The sequence below is a fragment of the Winogradskyella sp. SYSU M77433 genome, assembly GCF_029911945.1.
In the GTDB taxonomy this organism is placed as follows: Bacteria; Bacteroidota; Bacteroidia; order Flavobacteriales; family Flavobacteriaceae; genus Winogradskyella.
The window spans coordinates 242710-257435 of the sequence record NZ_JARYTG010000004.1 but is presented as its reverse complement, the minus strand read 5'-3'; the positions used below and the strand labels follow the sequence as shown (position 1 = coordinate 257435).

The 14726-nt window shown below is 33.6% G+C and carries 11 protein-coding genes and 1 pseudogene; 9 read left to right on the top strand and 3 right to left on the bottom strand.

The annotated features are described in order from the left end of the window. Positions 1 to 155: 155 nt before the first annotated feature. A pseudogene (locus QGM60_RS09955) lies at positions 156 to 2582 on the bottom strand (outer membrane beta-barrel family protein). 119 nt (positions 2583 to 2701) lie between these two features. Between QGM60_RS09955 and QGM60_RS09950 the strand changes: the two are divergent. Further along, complete coding sequence (locus QGM60_RS09950; RefSeq protein ID WP_281140097.1) at positions 2702 to 3064, top strand: CoA-binding protein; 363 nt, start codon at positions 2702 to 2704, stop codon at positions 3062 to 3064. Here the strand turns inward: QGM60_RS09950 and QGM60_RS09945 are convergent. Next, positions 3061 to 4506: a sodium:solute symporter gene (locus QGM60_RS09945; protein WP_281140096.1), complete on the bottom strand. Its 1446-nt coding sequence runs from the start codon at positions 4504 to 4506 to the stop codon at positions 3061 to 3063. The two genes, QGM60_RS09950 and QGM60_RS09945, sit on opposite strands and share 4 nt — an antisense overlap. A 70-nt stretch (positions 4507 to 4576) precedes the next feature. Between QGM60_RS09945 and QGM60_RS09940 the strand changes: the two genes are divergently transcribed. The 4 genes from QGM60_RS09940 (at position 4577) to QGM60_RS09925 (ending at position 10400) form a co-directional block, all read left to right on the top strand. Next, positions 4577 to 7117 carry a T9SS type A sorting domain-containing protein gene (locus QGM60_RS09940; RefSeq protein WP_281140095.1) on the top strand — a complete coding sequence of 847 codons (2541 nt, stop codon included), beginning with the start codon at positions 4577 to 4579 and terminating at the stop codon, positions 7115 to 7117. 83 nt (positions 7118 to 7200) lie between these two features. Next, entirely contained in the window at positions 7201 to 7818 is a 618-nt protein-coding gene (gene recR / locus QGM60_RS09935; protein ID WP_281140094.1) for a recombination mediator RecR, read from the top strand. Positions 7819 to 7825: 7 nt separating this feature from the next. Beyond that, a complete protein-coding gene (locus QGM60_RS09930; protein ID WP_281140093.1) occupies positions 7826 to 8926 on the top strand; it encodes a glycosyltransferase family 2 protein in 1101 nt (366 codons plus the stop codon). Positions 8927 to 9017: 91 nt separating this feature from the next. Next, a complete protein-coding gene (locus QGM60_RS09925) occupies positions 9018 to 10400 on the top strand; it encodes a dihydrolipoamide acetyltransferase family protein (RefSeq protein WP_281140092.1) in 1383 nt (460 codons plus the stop codon). Between the two features lie 95 nt (positions 10401 to 10495). On the opposite strand, the gene QGM60_RS09920 is transcribed toward QGM60_RS09925, so the two are convergent. Then, on the bottom strand, positions 10496 to 11149 hold the full coding sequence (locus tag QGM60_RS09920; RefSeq protein ID WP_281140091.1) for an ATP-binding cassette domain-containing protein: 654 nt from the start codon (positions 11147 to 11149) through the stop codon (positions 10496 to 10498). Positions 11150 to 11581: 432 nt separating this feature from the next. On the opposite strand from QGM60_RS09920, the gene QGM60_RS09915 reads away from it, so the two are divergent. The 4 genes from QGM60_RS09915 to QGM60_RS09900 all read left to right on the top strand — a co-directional run bounded on the left by QGM60_RS09915 (position 11582) and on the right by QGM60_RS09900 (position 14667). Continuing rightward, positions 11582 to 12358 carry a 3'-5' exonuclease gene (locus tag QGM60_RS09915; RefSeq protein ID WP_281140090.1) on the top strand — a complete coding sequence of 259 codons (777 nt, stop codon included), beginning with the start codon at positions 11582 to 11584 and terminating at the stop codon, positions 12356 to 12358. A gap of 111 nt (positions 12359 to 12469) precedes the next feature. Then, the gene (locus QGM60_RS09910; RefSeq protein WP_281140089.1) at positions 12470 to 13081 is read left to right on the top strand and encodes a fumarylacetoacetate hydrolase family protein; all 612 of its coding nucleotides are present in this window, start codon (positions 12470 to 12472) and stop codon (positions 13079 to 13081) included. Continuing rightward, positions 13082 to 13423 carry an Hpt domain-containing protein gene (locus tag QGM60_RS09905; RefSeq protein ID WP_281140088.1) on the top strand — a complete coding sequence of 114 codons (342 nt, stop codon included), beginning with the start codon at positions 13082 to 13084 and terminating at the stop codon, positions 13421 to 13423. Further along, complete coding sequence (locus QGM60_RS09900; RefSeq protein ID WP_281140087.1) at positions 13423 to 14667, top strand: competence/damage-inducible protein A; 1245 nt, start codon at positions 13423 to 13425, stop codon at positions 14665 to 14667. The genes QGM60_RS09905 and QGM60_RS09900 overlap by 1 nt, the downstream gene beginning before the upstream one ends. The last annotated feature ends 59 nt before the right edge of the window (positions 14668 to 14726 follow it).

The window sequence follows — 14726 nt, the reverse complement described above, 5'->3', positions numbered from 1 at the left end:
TAGACGTAAGAGTTGGGTTTTTATTTCAAACTTTAACACATTTAACGGCTATTTAACAAAAACCCGAAACTTTACGTTTCGGGTTTTCTTTATTTAATAGTCCAAGCATTAACACTAACCATCAACTATTTATGTTGGCTATCAAATATGTTTTATTAGAATAAACCTCCTCCATCTTTTTCATTATCATCTCTTTGTTTACGAGATTTTGCTCTGTATTTTCCTCCACCAAAACGGTAAGATAATCGTCCTGAAATTTGTTGACTTTCCCAGTTAAATGTGCCTCTTTGTAAATATGGTCTTTCACCATCAAACTGTGCATACATGGTATTGAAAATATCATTATAACTTAAGCTAAAGTTAGCTCTACCTTCCATAAAGTTATAACGCATGCCTAAGTTTACCATAAGCATTTCTCTCATTTCAAACTGAATATTTCTGTTTTTAGCTCTATACATTCCAAATGCTGAAAAACTTAAACTTTTGCTTACTTTAAAATTGTTGAAAGCTCTTAGGTTCCATGCTACGTTATCAACTTCAACAGTGTTTAAAACTATGTTTTGGTCGTCATCAAAAGACTCAGCTACACTTTTTTGAGTTTGAGAAAACAAATCGAAACTAGCATTAAAACTCCATCATTTTGTTGGTCTATAATTAGACGAAACTTCAATACCGTAAGATGAAGAATTGTCAAAGTTAAGATTGGTTAAGATCAATCGGTTGGTATCCGCTCTATCGATTAAAATAGCTTGTTGAATTTCATCTTCAATCATTCTATAAAACACGCCAGCTGTAATACTTCCTTTTTCAAATTGTCTTGTGTAATTTGTTTCAATAGAATTGGTAAATTGCGGACGTAATTCCTGATTTCCAAATTGAGAAATTAAAGGTGTATTAAATTCTGGTAAAGGGTTTACTTGTCCTATTCCTGGTCTATCAACTCTTCGGCTATAACTTAATTGGTATGAGTTTTTATCCGAAGGAGAATAGGTGAAAAATGCTGAAGGATAAAGTTCAATATAATCGTTTTCAAATGGAATAGTTAATTCCTCATTACTAGATAAATCGATTTTATAAGCTTCAGAATCTACATTTACAGACTCCGCTCTTAGACCAACTTGGTAACTCCATTTTTCCATCTTCTTACCATAAGTCGCATAAGCTGAGTAAATATCTCTTGTATAGTCAAAATTAGTTGTAGTAGGTATGTAATCTCCAAATTCGTTTTGCTCGCGAGCATTAGATTCGTAAAAAATATTAGTATCAAATAAACGTGCTTGTAACCCTAATTCTAATTTTGTGGTTTCCGATAATGGATTCACATAGTCTAAATTTATCGTGGTATTGTCACGCTCAGTATCTGTAGCTTCAAAGAAATTTGGACGTTGCGAACTGAAGAATACGTTGTTGGTGTCCCCAAAACCTTCAAAAGTATTATAGTCTACTTCAAGTTCTATATTATGACCTTCTTCGTTAAAATCGTGCTTATAATTGAAGTTGTATTGGTTATTATCATTTTCATTATCTGTTCTAGTATTTTGTGACTCATTTAGTGATGTATCGTTGAGATATTTAATTCTAGAATTTACATCTCCCCAGCCATCATACATGTTTTGATTTGTAAAGATTGAAAATGTGTTCTTATCGTCGAGATAAAAGTCTAATCCAACTTTAAAAAGATTCGACTTATTATTGTTAAGAATGTCGAAATTCTGCTGAATGTCTTGTTCAAGTCTATCGATTTGACCATAGTTTACATTTTTAGCAACACTATTACTATATGAACCGAATAAATTAAATTTTCCGTTACGGTAGTTCGCATCAATTGAACTGTTAAATTTTGGTTCTATATCATAAGCAAGACCTACATTGATATTACCATTAAATCCAATTTGCGTGTTTTTGTGCAAAACAATATTAATGATACCACTCATGCCTTCAGGATTATACTTTGCTGAAGGGTTAGTAATCAACTCTATACTTTTAATAGAAGTTGAAGGAATTTGCTTCAATAGCTGATCGGCAGGAATGTTAGACAGTTTTCCATCGACCATAACGCGAACATTTTGATTACCGCGAAGGCTAATAGATCCTGTTTGTTGGTCAACGCTTACCGAAGGCAAATTGTTCATAATTTCACTAGCCGTTGCACCAGCCGTTTGTAAATCCTTACCAATGGTAATCACTTTTCTATCCACTTTTTGTTGAATAGTTGAGGTTTCAGCAACAATGGTAACTTCATCCAGTCCGGTAGCTTCTTCCTCTAATTTTATATCACCAAGGTTTACTTTGTAGTTGCCTTTTGCTATGGTTACAGATTGATTTATGGTTTTGTAACCAATAAATTGAATAGAAACAATAACATTGCCTTCAGGTATGTTTTCAATAGCAAATGTACCATCGTCATTAGTGATTCCGCCTGTTAAAACTTTTTCATTATTGTCTTTAATAACAATATTAACGTAAGGTAGAGGCTGGTTAAGAGCAGCGTCAATAACGCGACCTGAAATAGATCCGTTTTTAAGTTCTGAATTCGAATTGGGTTGTGAAAATGCTATTCCAGAACATAGAATAGCCAACATTACAAATAAATGTTTCATTTGATTGATCGTTTTTTGATTGATTGAAAGTTCGTTTAAGGATAGACGACTATATTTACGGAATGTTACTCTATAAATTTAACTTAACATCTTTTTAACATATGAATAAAAAAACATTGGTCATTGGAGCTTCTCTGAAACCAGAGCGTTATTCAAATATTGCCATCAACAGATTGAAAGGGAATAATCACGACGTCAAAGCTTTTGGATTAAAATCGGGAACTGTAGCAGGAATTGAGATAGATACGGAATTAATGCCTTATAAGGGTATAGATACCGTAACTCTTTACTTAAATCCTCAGCGTCAAAAACCATACTATGATTACATAATGGAATTAAAACCCAACCGTGTGATATTTAATCCAGGAACCGAAAATCCAGAATTTTACAATCTTTTGAATCAGAATAATATCAATTATGAAGTGGCTTGCACATTGGTGTTGTTGGGAACGGGTCAGTATTAAGATTTCTTTTTAAGAAGTAATAATCCTATGAACATTAAAAGCCCATTAATTATCAAAATTTCAAAACCAATTTCGTAACCATTGAATAATTCTTTAGAATAAAGGTTTAAAATGTAAGATACTATTGGTGAAACAATGGCTATAACCCAAACAAGTTTATCTTTAATTTGATATTTGGTAAATAACCCGAAAGCAAAAAGTCCTAGTAAAGGCCCATAAGTGTAGCCAGCAGCTTTAAATAATTCCCATATTACGGAAACATCTTTAAAAATTAAATCAAATAAGATTATTACAAAAACTAACACTACACTAAATCCGACATGTGTTTTTTTTCTGATCCCTTTTTTTGACGCTTCAGGTTTGTTTTCAATATCAAGAATGTCATAACAAAACGAAGTGGTAAGGGATGTTAGTGCAGAGTCTGCACTTGAGTAGGCAGCAGCGATAAGCCCAAGCAAGAAGAAAGCTGAGGTTATAATGCCAATTTCAGGTAACATGGCTATGGTAGGGAATAAATCATCCTTAGTCGCTGTGATGCCATTTTGAGCAGCGTATTCTGTAAGCATTAAGCCCAAAACTAGAAATAAGATATTTACAAAAATCAATACGATACTAAAGGAAATCATATTTTTCTGAGCATCTTTCAAGCTTTTACAGGTCAGATTTTTTTGCATCATATCTTGGTCTAAGCCAGTCATAGTAATAGTAATGAAGATTCCAGAAAGAAAACTTTTCCAAAAGTATTGTGGATCTTTGCTGTTTTCAAAGAAGAAAACTTTACTTAAATGACTCTCTTTAGTATAAGAAATAACATCTCCTATACTATTAAAATCTAGTGCAGATGCCAGAAAAATAATGGTGACAACAACCGATATTAACATGAAAAGTGTTTGTAGCGTATCTGTAAAAATGATAGTTTTTATACCTCCTTTAAAGGTGTATAACCAAATTAGGGCTATTGTTATAACCACAGTAATGGCAAAAGGAATATCAAAAAGGTCAAAAACCAATAGTTGTAAAACTTTAGCTACTAGGAACAAACGAAATGCAGCACCGACAGTTCTTGAAATAAGAAAAGCAATAGAACCTGTTTTATAACTTGTACTACCAAAACGGTCTCTCAAGTAGGTGTAAATAGAGGTGAGGTTCAATTTGTAATATAAAGGTAGCAATACATAGGCTATGATTAAATAACCAAAGAAGTAGCCAAAGACTACCTGTAAATAACCAAACTGTTTCGTCTCTATAGCGCCAGGGACAGAAATAAATGTTACACCAGATAACGAAGCTCCAATCATTCCAAAAGCCACTAAATACCATGGTGCAGACTTGTTAGCTTTAAAAAAGGCAGCATTAGAATCTTCTTTTCCGGTGAAGTAAGAAATTAAGATAAGTACGACAAAGTAAGCAGCAATTAAAATAAGTATTGACGTTGGAGTCATAAAGGTGTGTATAATAAATTACTTAAAAATACTATTTTTGGTGAAAATAGCTAAACAATAAATAACAACTATGAAAAAGATTTCTACTCTAGTTTTGAGTTTGCTTTGCATTTCAATTTTGAGTGCTCAAGATTTTAAAGAATTAATAGCAGAAGGTACACATACTGTTCAAAGTGTGGTTCAAGTAGCGGAGACGCATTTTGACTCTGTTGGTCGAGGGAGAGGTACAGGTTATAAACCTTTTAGACGTTGGCAATATTTTGCCGAAAGAGCTATGGATGAAACAGGAAAGTTAAAATCCCCACAGTTTTACTATGACGAATTATTGAACTATAATTTATCTAATAATGATGAAGGTCTTGCAGCAAGAACCGTTGTAGGTACATGGGAAGAAATGGGGCCAACCTATTGGAATGCTACATCAGGCTACAATCCAGGTGTTGGTAGAATAACATCAATGTCGGTAGATCCGAACAACATGGATCATATTATTGCTGGTGGAGAAACTGGTGGTGTTTGGAAGAGTCTAGATGGTGGTGTAACTTGGATTGTTCTTACAGATAACCTTTCCAACATGGATGTATATTCTCTAGCGATAGACCCTCTAAACAGTTCAAGATACTTTTGGGGATCAACGAGTGGAGCAATATTCAGGTCAGAAGATGGTGGATCTACTTGGACGCTTCATGGGAATCTTCCAGGAGGAACGGTGAATAAGATTTTAGTTCATCCAACAGATTCTAATATTTTATATGCCAGTTCACAGGGAAGCGGCTTGTATAAATCAACAAATGGAGGAAGTACATGGACTTCAATTTACTTCGTTTCAACAGGAAATGGTTTTGATTTTGAATTCAAGCCAGGAGATCCCAATACAATATATGCATCAGGAAATAAATTTTATTTATCAACTAATGGAGGAATGAACTTTACAGAGGTTTCTGGAACGGCTTCAAACCAATTTTCTAACGGGCCAAAGATGATAGGAGTTTCTGAAGATAATCCATCAGTTGTTTATGTAGTAGAGGCTTTTAATGGTGCTTTTGGAGGTTTATATAAATCCACAGATAGTGGTTCAACTTTTGTCAAATTAAACCATGTAGGAAAGAATTATTTTGGATATAGTACTGATCCTCAAGATCCGAGTGATGCAGGTGTGGGGCAAGCACCTAGAGATATGGATATTGCTGTTAATCCCAATGATATTAATGATGTCCACATAGCCGGAATAAATACTTGGAGGTCTACAGATGGTGGTTTAAATTTTACAAACTCGTCACAATGGACACCTTACGGTGCTTCAATAAATAATATAGGCTATTGTCATGCGGATGTAGATTTATTACAGTTTGCTGGCTCAGGTGCTAATGCAAAATTGTTCGTTTGTACAGATGGTGGTATTTATAAAGCGGAAAATCCAACTTTAGTTAATAGTAATTATTATACAGATCTAACCCCAGGTATGGGTATTCGACAATTTTATAAAATTGGTGTAAGCCAAACTAATCCAGTGGTTGTTACAGGTGGTTCTCAAGATAACGGTTCTTCTGTCCTTGGATCAGATGGGAATTGGACAGATTGGTGGGGAGCTGATGGTATGGAAGGGTTTGTGGATAAAAATAACACGCAAATTATGTATGGTACTTCCCAGTTTGGATCCTTTATAAAAACATTTAATGGAGGTCTTAGCATAAGTGGTGTTTCTCAACCAGACGGTAAAGGCGGTGATTATAATTGGAATTGGATAGTACCGTTTGAACAAGATCCAATTGTTCAAAATACCATTTATTGTGCTTTTGATGAAGTTTATAAATCTGAAAATGGTGGTAGTACATGGACGTCGATTTCTCAAAATTTTGGTGATGATATTGATCATTTAAAAATAGCTCCATCTAACAATAATTTTATGTATTTAGCTATAAATGGCAGTTTTTGGTATACTGTTAATGGAGGAGGATTTTGGTCTCAATCAAGTTTTAATGGCGGCTGGATAAATTCTATTGCTGTTCATCCAACTGATCCTACAAAAATTGCTATAGCAACTACAAACAACCAAAAAGTTTATGTAAGTACAGATAATGGTGTCTCTTGGACATCAATAAAATGGGATTTGCCATCATTTGCTTCTCAGGCTGTAGTTTGGCAAGACAACGGAAATGATGGCTTGTATGTCGGTATGAATTACGGGATTTATTATACAGATAATGATTTAGGAAATACATGGACAGCTTTCAATAATGGTCTTCCAAATGTTAGAATAAATGAGCTTGAAATCAATACAGCTGATGACAAAATCTATGCAGCGACATACGGTAGAGGTTTGTGGAGATCAAATGTGTATGACGAATCCTTAAGTGTTACGAATTTTGAATTTGAGGATTTTGCGATGTTTCCAAATCCTACTTCAGGTGAAGTAAATTTAAAATGGGATAGTTCGGAAGATGTGAGTGTTAGAATCTTCAACTCTTTAGGAAAGATAGTGTTTTATGCTAAAGGCTTAAATTTACAAAATGGCCAAGAAATAGATGTTTCATCATTTAATTCAGGAGTGTATTTTGTGAAATTGAATAGCTCAAAAGGAGAAATAACCAAGAAGCTTATTTTAAAATAGACTTAAAATTATAATAAAAGCCTAATCATAAATCTTAATTTGGTTGGGCTTTTGTGTATACAAAATTCAGTACCTTCGCAACTATGGAATTTTCATCAAAACTTCTTGAAAATGCGGTTAACGAAATGTCACAATTACCAGGTATAGGTAAGCGTACCGCTTTGCGTTTGGTTCTGCATTTATTAAGGCAGCCACAGCAACAAACGTTACAATTATCAGAGGCATTATCTAAGGTGAGATCTGAGATTAATTTCTGCAAATCCTGTCATAATATTAGTGATAAACCACTTTGTGAAATTTGTGAAAACCCATTGCGAAACGATGAAATAATCTGTGTGGTAGAAGACATAAGAGATGTTATGGCAATTGAAAATACAAGCTCTTTCAAAGGGTTGTATCATGTTTTAGGCGGAAAAATATCACCTATGGATGGTATTGGTCCTCAGGATTTAAACATAGCAACGTTGGTAGAAAAAGTAAAATCGGGTAAGGTTAAAGAGTTGATTTTTGCCATGAGTCCAACGATGGAAGGCGACACAACTAACTTCTATATTTTTAGACAAATTCAAGATTTTAATGTTTCAACATCTACTATTGCTCGTGGTGTTGCTGCTGGAAATGAATTAGAGTATACCGATGAAATTACTTTGGGACGAAGTATTATTGATAGAGTTCCTTTTGAAGCATCCTTAAAATCATAGGGCAAACATGAAGCTCTCAGTTGTTATCCTTAATTATAATGTGCGTTATTTTTTAGAATTGTGTCTAAAAAGTGTTGAAGCTGCCATTGAAGATATTGAAGCGGAAATTATTGTAGTAGATAATGATTCGTCTGATGATAGCTGTACAATGGTGAAGGAACTATTTCCTAATGTAATTCTAATCGAAAATAAGAATAACTATGGGTTTTCGAAAGGAAATAACATTGGTGTCGCAAAAGCAAAAGGTGAGTATATATGCATTTTAAATCCTGATACGGTAGTTGCAGAAGATACCTTTTCTCGAATTTTAAACTTTACCAAAACAGAAGATAATCTAGGAATTGTTGGTTGCCAACTTATAGATGGATCTGGGCATTTTTTACCAGAAAGTAAGCGTAATGTTCCTAAGCCTAAAGTCGCTTTAAAAAAACTCTTAGGTAATTCCAATGGCTACTACGCCAATCATTTCGAAACGAATTCAATAGGTGAAGTTGATATTCTCGTTGGTGCTTTTATGTTGGTGAAAAAGAAAGTATATGATATTGTAGGAGGTTTTGATGAGGATTATTTTATGTATGGTGAGGATATTGATTTATCATATAAAATTTTAAAAGTAGGTTACCAGAATTTTTATTTTGGACAAACAACTGTAATTCATTTTAAAGGTGAAAGCACATTAAAAGATGCAAATTATGCCAAACGTTTTTATGGTGCTATGCAGATATTTTATAAGAAGCATTTTAAACAAAATATTGTTTTTAACGCTATAGTTTGGTTGAGTATTAAGTTGGCACGTGGCTTAAGTAGTGTGCCTAAAACAGCTAAGAAAAATTACCTAAAAACAATTGTTTTTTCAGATAGGTCAGATGAAACTTTAAAACACATATTGCCTCAACCTGTTGAGCTGTTAAAGGAAATTGAGGCTGATTTAGATCCTAATACACTTGTTTTGTATGATTTTAACTTGTTGAAAGCTAAGGTTGTTATTACTGATATGAAGAAAAAATCGCAACAAGAAACTATAGGCTTTAGATTATTACCGAAAAACAGTAACTTTATCCTCGGAAGTGATAGTGCGGTGGATAGAGGTGAAGTTATCCACTTCTAAAAAATGGTTTGTTGAATAAAAATCAATAAAATATCTGTTTTTTTATTAATTTTGCACTCGATTAGCGAATAAAGACCTTCAAATTATATATATGGCAAAGTTTGAACTTAAGTTACCTAAAATGGGAGAAAGTGTTGCGGAAGCAACCATAACATCATGGCTTAAAGAAGTTGGAGATACCATAGAAGCTGATGAAGCCGTTTTAGAGATTGCAACAGATAAAGTAGATAGCGAAGTACCAAGTGAGGTAGATGGTGTTTTGGTAGAAAAACTATTCAATGTAGATGATGTCGTTCAAGTTGGGCAAACTATTGCTATAATAGAAACAGAAGGAGCAGATACGCAACAAGAGTCAGCGCCAGCAGTTGTAGAGCCTGTTTCTGAGCCAGAACAATCTAAAGAAGTAGCAGAGGTTGCTCAAACAGTCGTGGCTGCAAAAGAATCAGTAGAGCCTGTGATATCTTCGGGTGATCGTTTTTACTCACCGTTGGTTAAAAATATTGCGAAACAAGAAGGAATTTCACAAAATGAGCTCGACGCTATTCCTGGTACAGGAAAAGATAATCGTGTTACTAAAAACGATATTAAAGCTTATTTAGAATCTAGAAGTAATGGTGCTGTAGTACAACAGCCAGAAGCACCAAAAGTTGAAACCCCTAAGCAACAACCTGTAGTTGAGAAAAAAGTTGAAACTCCAGTTGCGGCTCCTAAGACAGAAAAGCCTAAGGAAGAAAAACCAAAAGAGCAAGAAATAAAAGTATCTGGAGGTGACGAAATCATTGAGATGACACGTATGGGCAAGCTTATTGCTAAGCATATGGTAGATTCTGTTCAGACTTCGGCTCACGTACAATCATTTATAGAGGCTGATGTTACTCATATATGGAATTGGAGAAAACGTGTAAAAGATGAGTTTAAAAAACGTGAAGGTGAAAACTTAACCTTCACTCCGATTTTTATGGAAGCTGTAGCCAAAGCTTTAAAGGATTTCCCTTTAATGAATATCTCGGTACAAGGCGATAAAATTATAAAGAGAAAATCTATAAATCTTGGTATGGCGGCTGCATTGCCAGATGGAAATTTAATTGTGCCTGTAATTAAAAATGCAGACGAATTGAATTTGTTTGGTATGGCTAAGCGTGTTAATGACTTGGCAAACCGAGCTAGGGAGAACAAACTTACTCCAGATGATATACAAGGTGGTACATACACAGTAACCAATGTAGGAACTTTTGGTAGTATTATGGGAACACCAATAATAAACCAACCGCAAGTGGGAATTTTAGCATTAGGAGCTATAAGAAAAGTGCCTGCGGTAATAGAAGGTCCTGAAGGGGATTATGTAGGTATACGTTACAAAATGTTCTTATCGCATTCATACGATCATAGGGTGGTAAATGGTGCCTTAGGCGGACAGTTTGTAAAAGCTGTTAAAGATTACTTAGAAGCTTGGGACGAAAAACGTGAGATATAAATTAATATGTCATTCTGAGCGATAGCGAAGAATCTTATTATAAAATAGAAAGCACAGTTTTTAAAACTGTGCTTTTTTGTTGAGGTAAACTTAGGTTAAGCAGGTATATAACCTAACTCACTCAATTCGTTTTTATCAATTGTTTTTAGGTAACCTCTATCTAAGTAAACTAAATTATCAGCAAGTTTTATGATATTAGTGTAGTCATGATCTGTAATTATAAATCCTTTAGAAGTTTTATTTTTATTAATGTAATCAATAATATAGTCTCTCATAATAGGACTCAAGCCATTAAAAGGTTCATCTAATAAAATATATTTTGCTTGTGAATGTATTATTAAAAGAATTTCAATTATTCTTTTTTCTCCACCAGAAAGGTGTTGGTTTTTCTTCCTTAATAGAGGTCTTACATATTCATTTTCTAATACAATTTTTCTACTCTTTTTATCAAGAAATAAACTTATAAGTGTTTTAATAGACGTATTATTTGGTAGAAAGTTTTCTTGTGGCAAGTAATTGATTAAATACCTTCTATCTGTCACATTTTTTATAATTTTATTATTTGCTCTTATGAACTTAAAATCGGATTTCTCGGTGCCAAAGATAATCTTTAAAAGTGTAGATTTACCTGAACCATTTCTTCCTATTAAACCTTTAACTTCTCCAGGTTTACAATTTAAATAAACGTCACTTAATACAACTTTTCCGCTGTACGACTTTGTGACGCTGTCTATGTGTAGCTCACTCATACTAATACTAAGATCAAAAAGTTAATTGTTCCCGTAAAAAGAGTTGAGAGCCAGAGCCTATTTCTGCTTATACCTAAATTGTAATAATAATAGTATTCAGATTTATCTTTTATGTCATAGAAAAAATAATGTAATAAAGGTAGGATTGTAAAAAAGCTAATCCCAATAACATTTAATTTAAGTCCGAATATTATACCAATGATAATTGAAATAAAATATGCGAGAAATATTATTTTTTTCTGAAATAAAAATATGGTTTTCAATAGCTTCATACGAGATTATCTAAAATTACAGAAATTAGTTTTGTATCATGCTTATTTTTCTGTAAAACCTTAACTTATATAAATGAATATTACTTATAGTTATCCTTTTGCTTTACATACAACGTCATTTTAGGATTTCTAAGTATCTTTGATTTTCAAAATCAAAATAATGCAACTCAATCTCACTAAGCCCATTTGTTTTTTCGATTTAGAAACTACAGGTGTGAATATATCCAATGATAGAATAGTAGAAATTTCTGTTCTAAAAGTACATCCAGACGGAAAGGAAGAAAGTAAAACCTGGTTAGTAAATCCAGAAATGCCAATACCAGCAGAAGTTACAGCTATACACGGCATTTCTGATGCTGATGTGGCTGATAAACCAACGTTCAAAGAGCTTTCTAAAGAAATCTATAATATGATTAAGGACTCCGATTTAGGTGGCTTTAATTCTAACCGGTTTGATATTCCACTTCTAGCAGAAGAGATGCTACGTGCAGATGTAGATTTTGATATGAAAAACCGTGTAGCAGTAGATGTTCAGACTATTTTTCATAAAATGGAACAACGCACACTAAGTGCTGCATATAAATTTTACTGTGATAAAAATTTAGATGATGCCCATAGTGCAGAAGCAGATACCAGGGCAACTTATGAGGTGTTAAAAGCTCAGTTATCTAGATACGATGAGTTAGAAAATGATACTAAATTTTTGGCAGAATTTAGTTCTAGAAAAAAGTTCGCTGATTTTGCTGGATTTATCATTTTTAATAAAAAAGGTGAAGAATGTTTCTCTTTTGGAAAACATAAAAACAAAAGAGTAGTAGATGTTTTAGAGCAAGAGCCAGGTTATTTTGGTTGGTTGCTTAATGCAGACTTTCCGTTATACACCAAGAAAATATTAACAGCTATAAAATTAAGACAGTTTAATAATAAATTGAGTTAATAATAAAGTGTCACATAGAACTTGTCGAAGTGTAGATTTTTTCTAATTATATCTTGATAATTAACTAAAAAAAGATTCCGTATCAAGTACGGAATGACAAACAAACCATGAATGAAACTCATCTGCATAGGTCGTAATTACACCGACCATATCAAAGAACTAGAAAACGAAAAACCAACAGATCCAGTTGTGTTTTTAAAACCAGATACAGCTATTTTATTAAGTAAGCAACCTTTTTTTATTCCAGACTTTTCAGATGAAGTACATCATGAAGTTGAAGTTTTGGTAAAAATCAAAAAAGTAGGAAAATACATTGACCGAAAGTTTGCTCACAAGTATTATGATGAAATAGGGCTTGGTATAGACTTTACAGCCAGAGATCTTCAAGCACAATTAAAATCTAAAGGATTGCCATGGGAAAAGGCTAAATCTTTTGATGGAGCTGCCGTGATAGGAAAGTGGTTGCCAAAAACTAAATTTAAGGATGTTAATACTATGAACTTCAGTTTAGAACGCAATGGAGAAGCGGTTCAAAAAGGAAATACGGAGTTAATGTTGTGGAAAATAGATGAATTAATAGAATATGTGTCAAAATATTTTACTTTAAAAATTGGAGATGTTATCTTTACGGGCACACCAGCAGGAGTTGGTAAAGTTTTTGCAAACGATGAACTAAAAGGATATCTTGAAGACCAAGAAATGTTTTCAATAAAAATAAAATAAATGCCACAACATTATAAATTAGATAGAGTAAGAGAAATGGCTGATAACGATGAAGATTTCGTTGCAGCTTTAGCAGCAGCTTTTTTAGAAGAAGTACCAGAGGATGCTCAAAGATTAAAAGTTGCAGTGCCTAATAAAGATTATCGTGAGACTTATCAAGCAGCTCATAAGATGAAGCCAACAATTGAGCTTTTTGACCTTGGAGTGTATGACCAACTTATAGAAGTACAAGATTGGGGTAAGTTTGAGCAACAAGATAAAAACGTAGAAAAGCAGTTGCAAGATGTTTTAAACGCTGTTGAAAACGCAACTAACGAAATAAAGTCTGATTTCGGTTTATAATGCAAGCAGAGATAATCACCATTGGAGATGAAATTCTAATTGGTCAGATTGTAGATACAAATTCCGCTTTCCTAGGTAAGGAGTTCAATAAAATTGGAGTTTCAGTTTATCAGATTACTTCTGTACAAGATGACAAAGCTCATATTCTAAAGGCTTTAAAAGAAGCAGAAGATAATGCAGATATCATTATAGTTACAGGAGGTCTGGGTCCTACTAAAGATGATATTACCAAGCATACTATTTGCGAATACTTTAATGATACTCTAGTTGAAGACAAAGCTGTTCTGGCAAATGTTGAACAGATATTCAGCAAATATAAAGCGCCACTTTTAACGGTGAATAAATATCAGGCTTTAGTGCCTTCTAAAGCTAAAGTTCTTATGAATCACTACGGAACGGCTCCAGGAATGTGGTTAGAAAAGAATGGTAAAGTGTTTGTATCATTACCAGGTGTACCATTCGAAATGAAGGCATTGATAAAAGACCAAGTCATTCCGCAACTTAGGGAAAAGTTTCACTTTCCATACATTAAGCACAAAACAATATTAACCTACGGATTAGGTGAAAGTGCTCTCGCAGACCGTATTGAAGCTTGGGAAGATGCTTTGCCAGCTTATATTAAATTGGCCTATTTACCAAATTTAGGACGAGTGAGACTGCGTTTGTCTGCCAAAGGAATGGATAAAAATATTATTGAGTCTGAAGTAGAACATCAGGTTCAGTTGTTATTGCCTCAAATAGAAGATGTCTTTGTTGGATTTGAAGAAGATAAATCCATAGAAGCTGTAATAGGTATGCAATTAACAGCTATGGAAAAAACGTTGGCTGTAGCAGAAAGTTGTACTGGTGGAACCATAGCACAGGCCATTACAGCAAATGCTGGAGCTTCAAAATATTTTAAAGGAAGTGTAGTAAGCTATGCTACAGAATCTAAGGTTGATATTTTAAATGTTCCAGAAGTAGCCATTGAAGACCATTCGGTTGTGAGTAAGGAAGTTGCTGAAGCTATGGCTAAGCAGGTTAGAGTATTGTTTAAAAGTGATTATGGAATTAGTACTACAGGAAATGCTGGTCCTTCAAAAGGAGATTCTGATGCTGAAGTAGGAACTGTTTGGATTGCAATAGCCACTAAAGACCATATTTATTCAGAGGTTTTTAACTTTGGAAACCATAGAGAAAAGGTAATTATGAGGGCTACAAACAAAGCCTTTGAAATGCTTCAAAAAGAAATTTTAAAAAAGTAGAGTTTTATGTTTGTTGAAATGTAAAGTTTTATTAAATTTGCACCCTGTTTTAAAATAAC

Excerpts from the sequence above, each read along its gene's own strand:
- QGM60_RS09950 (WP_281140097.1), top strand. The coding sequence starts at position 2,702 with ATGAATAAAAAAACATTGGTCATTGGAGCTTCTCTGAAACCAGAGCGT.
- QGM60_RS09945 (WP_281140096.1), bottom strand. The coding sequence starts at position 4,506 with ATGACTCCAACGTCAATACTTATTTTAATTGCTGCTTACTTTGTCGTA.
- QGM60_RS09940 (WP_281140095.1), top strand. The coding sequence starts at position 4,577 with ATGAAAAAGATTTCTACTCTAGTTTTGAGTTTGCTTTGCATTTCAATT.
- recR (WP_281140094.1), top strand. The coding sequence starts at position 7,201 with ATGGAATTTTCATCAAAACTTCTTGAAAATGCGGTTAACGAAATGTCA.
- QGM60_RS09930 (WP_281140093.1), top strand. The coding sequence starts at position 7,826 with ATGAAGCTCTCAGTTGTTATCCTTAATTATAATGTGCGTTATTTTTTA.
- QGM60_RS09925 (WP_281140092.1), top strand. The coding sequence starts at position 9,018 with ATGGCAAAGTTTGAACTTAAGTTACCTAAAATGGGAGAAAGTGTTGCG.
- QGM60_RS09920 (WP_281140091.1), bottom strand. The coding sequence starts at position 11,149 with ATGAGTGAGCTACACATAGACAGCGTCACAAAGTCGTACAGCGGAAAA.
- QGM60_RS09915 (WP_281140090.1), top strand. The coding sequence starts at position 11,582 with ATGCAACTCAATCTCACTAAGCCCATTTGTTTTTTCGATTTAGAAACT.
- QGM60_RS09910 (WP_281140089.1), top strand. The coding sequence starts at position 12,470 with ATGAAACTCATCTGCATAGGTCGTAATTACACCGACCATATCAAAGAA.
- QGM60_RS09905 (WP_281140088.1), top strand. The coding sequence starts at position 13,082 with ATGCCACAACATTATAAATTAGATAGAGTAAGAGAAATGGCTGATAAC.
- QGM60_RS09900 (WP_281140087.1), top strand. The coding sequence starts at position 13,423 with ATGCAAGCAGAGATAATCACCATTGGAGATGAAATTCTAATTGGTCAG.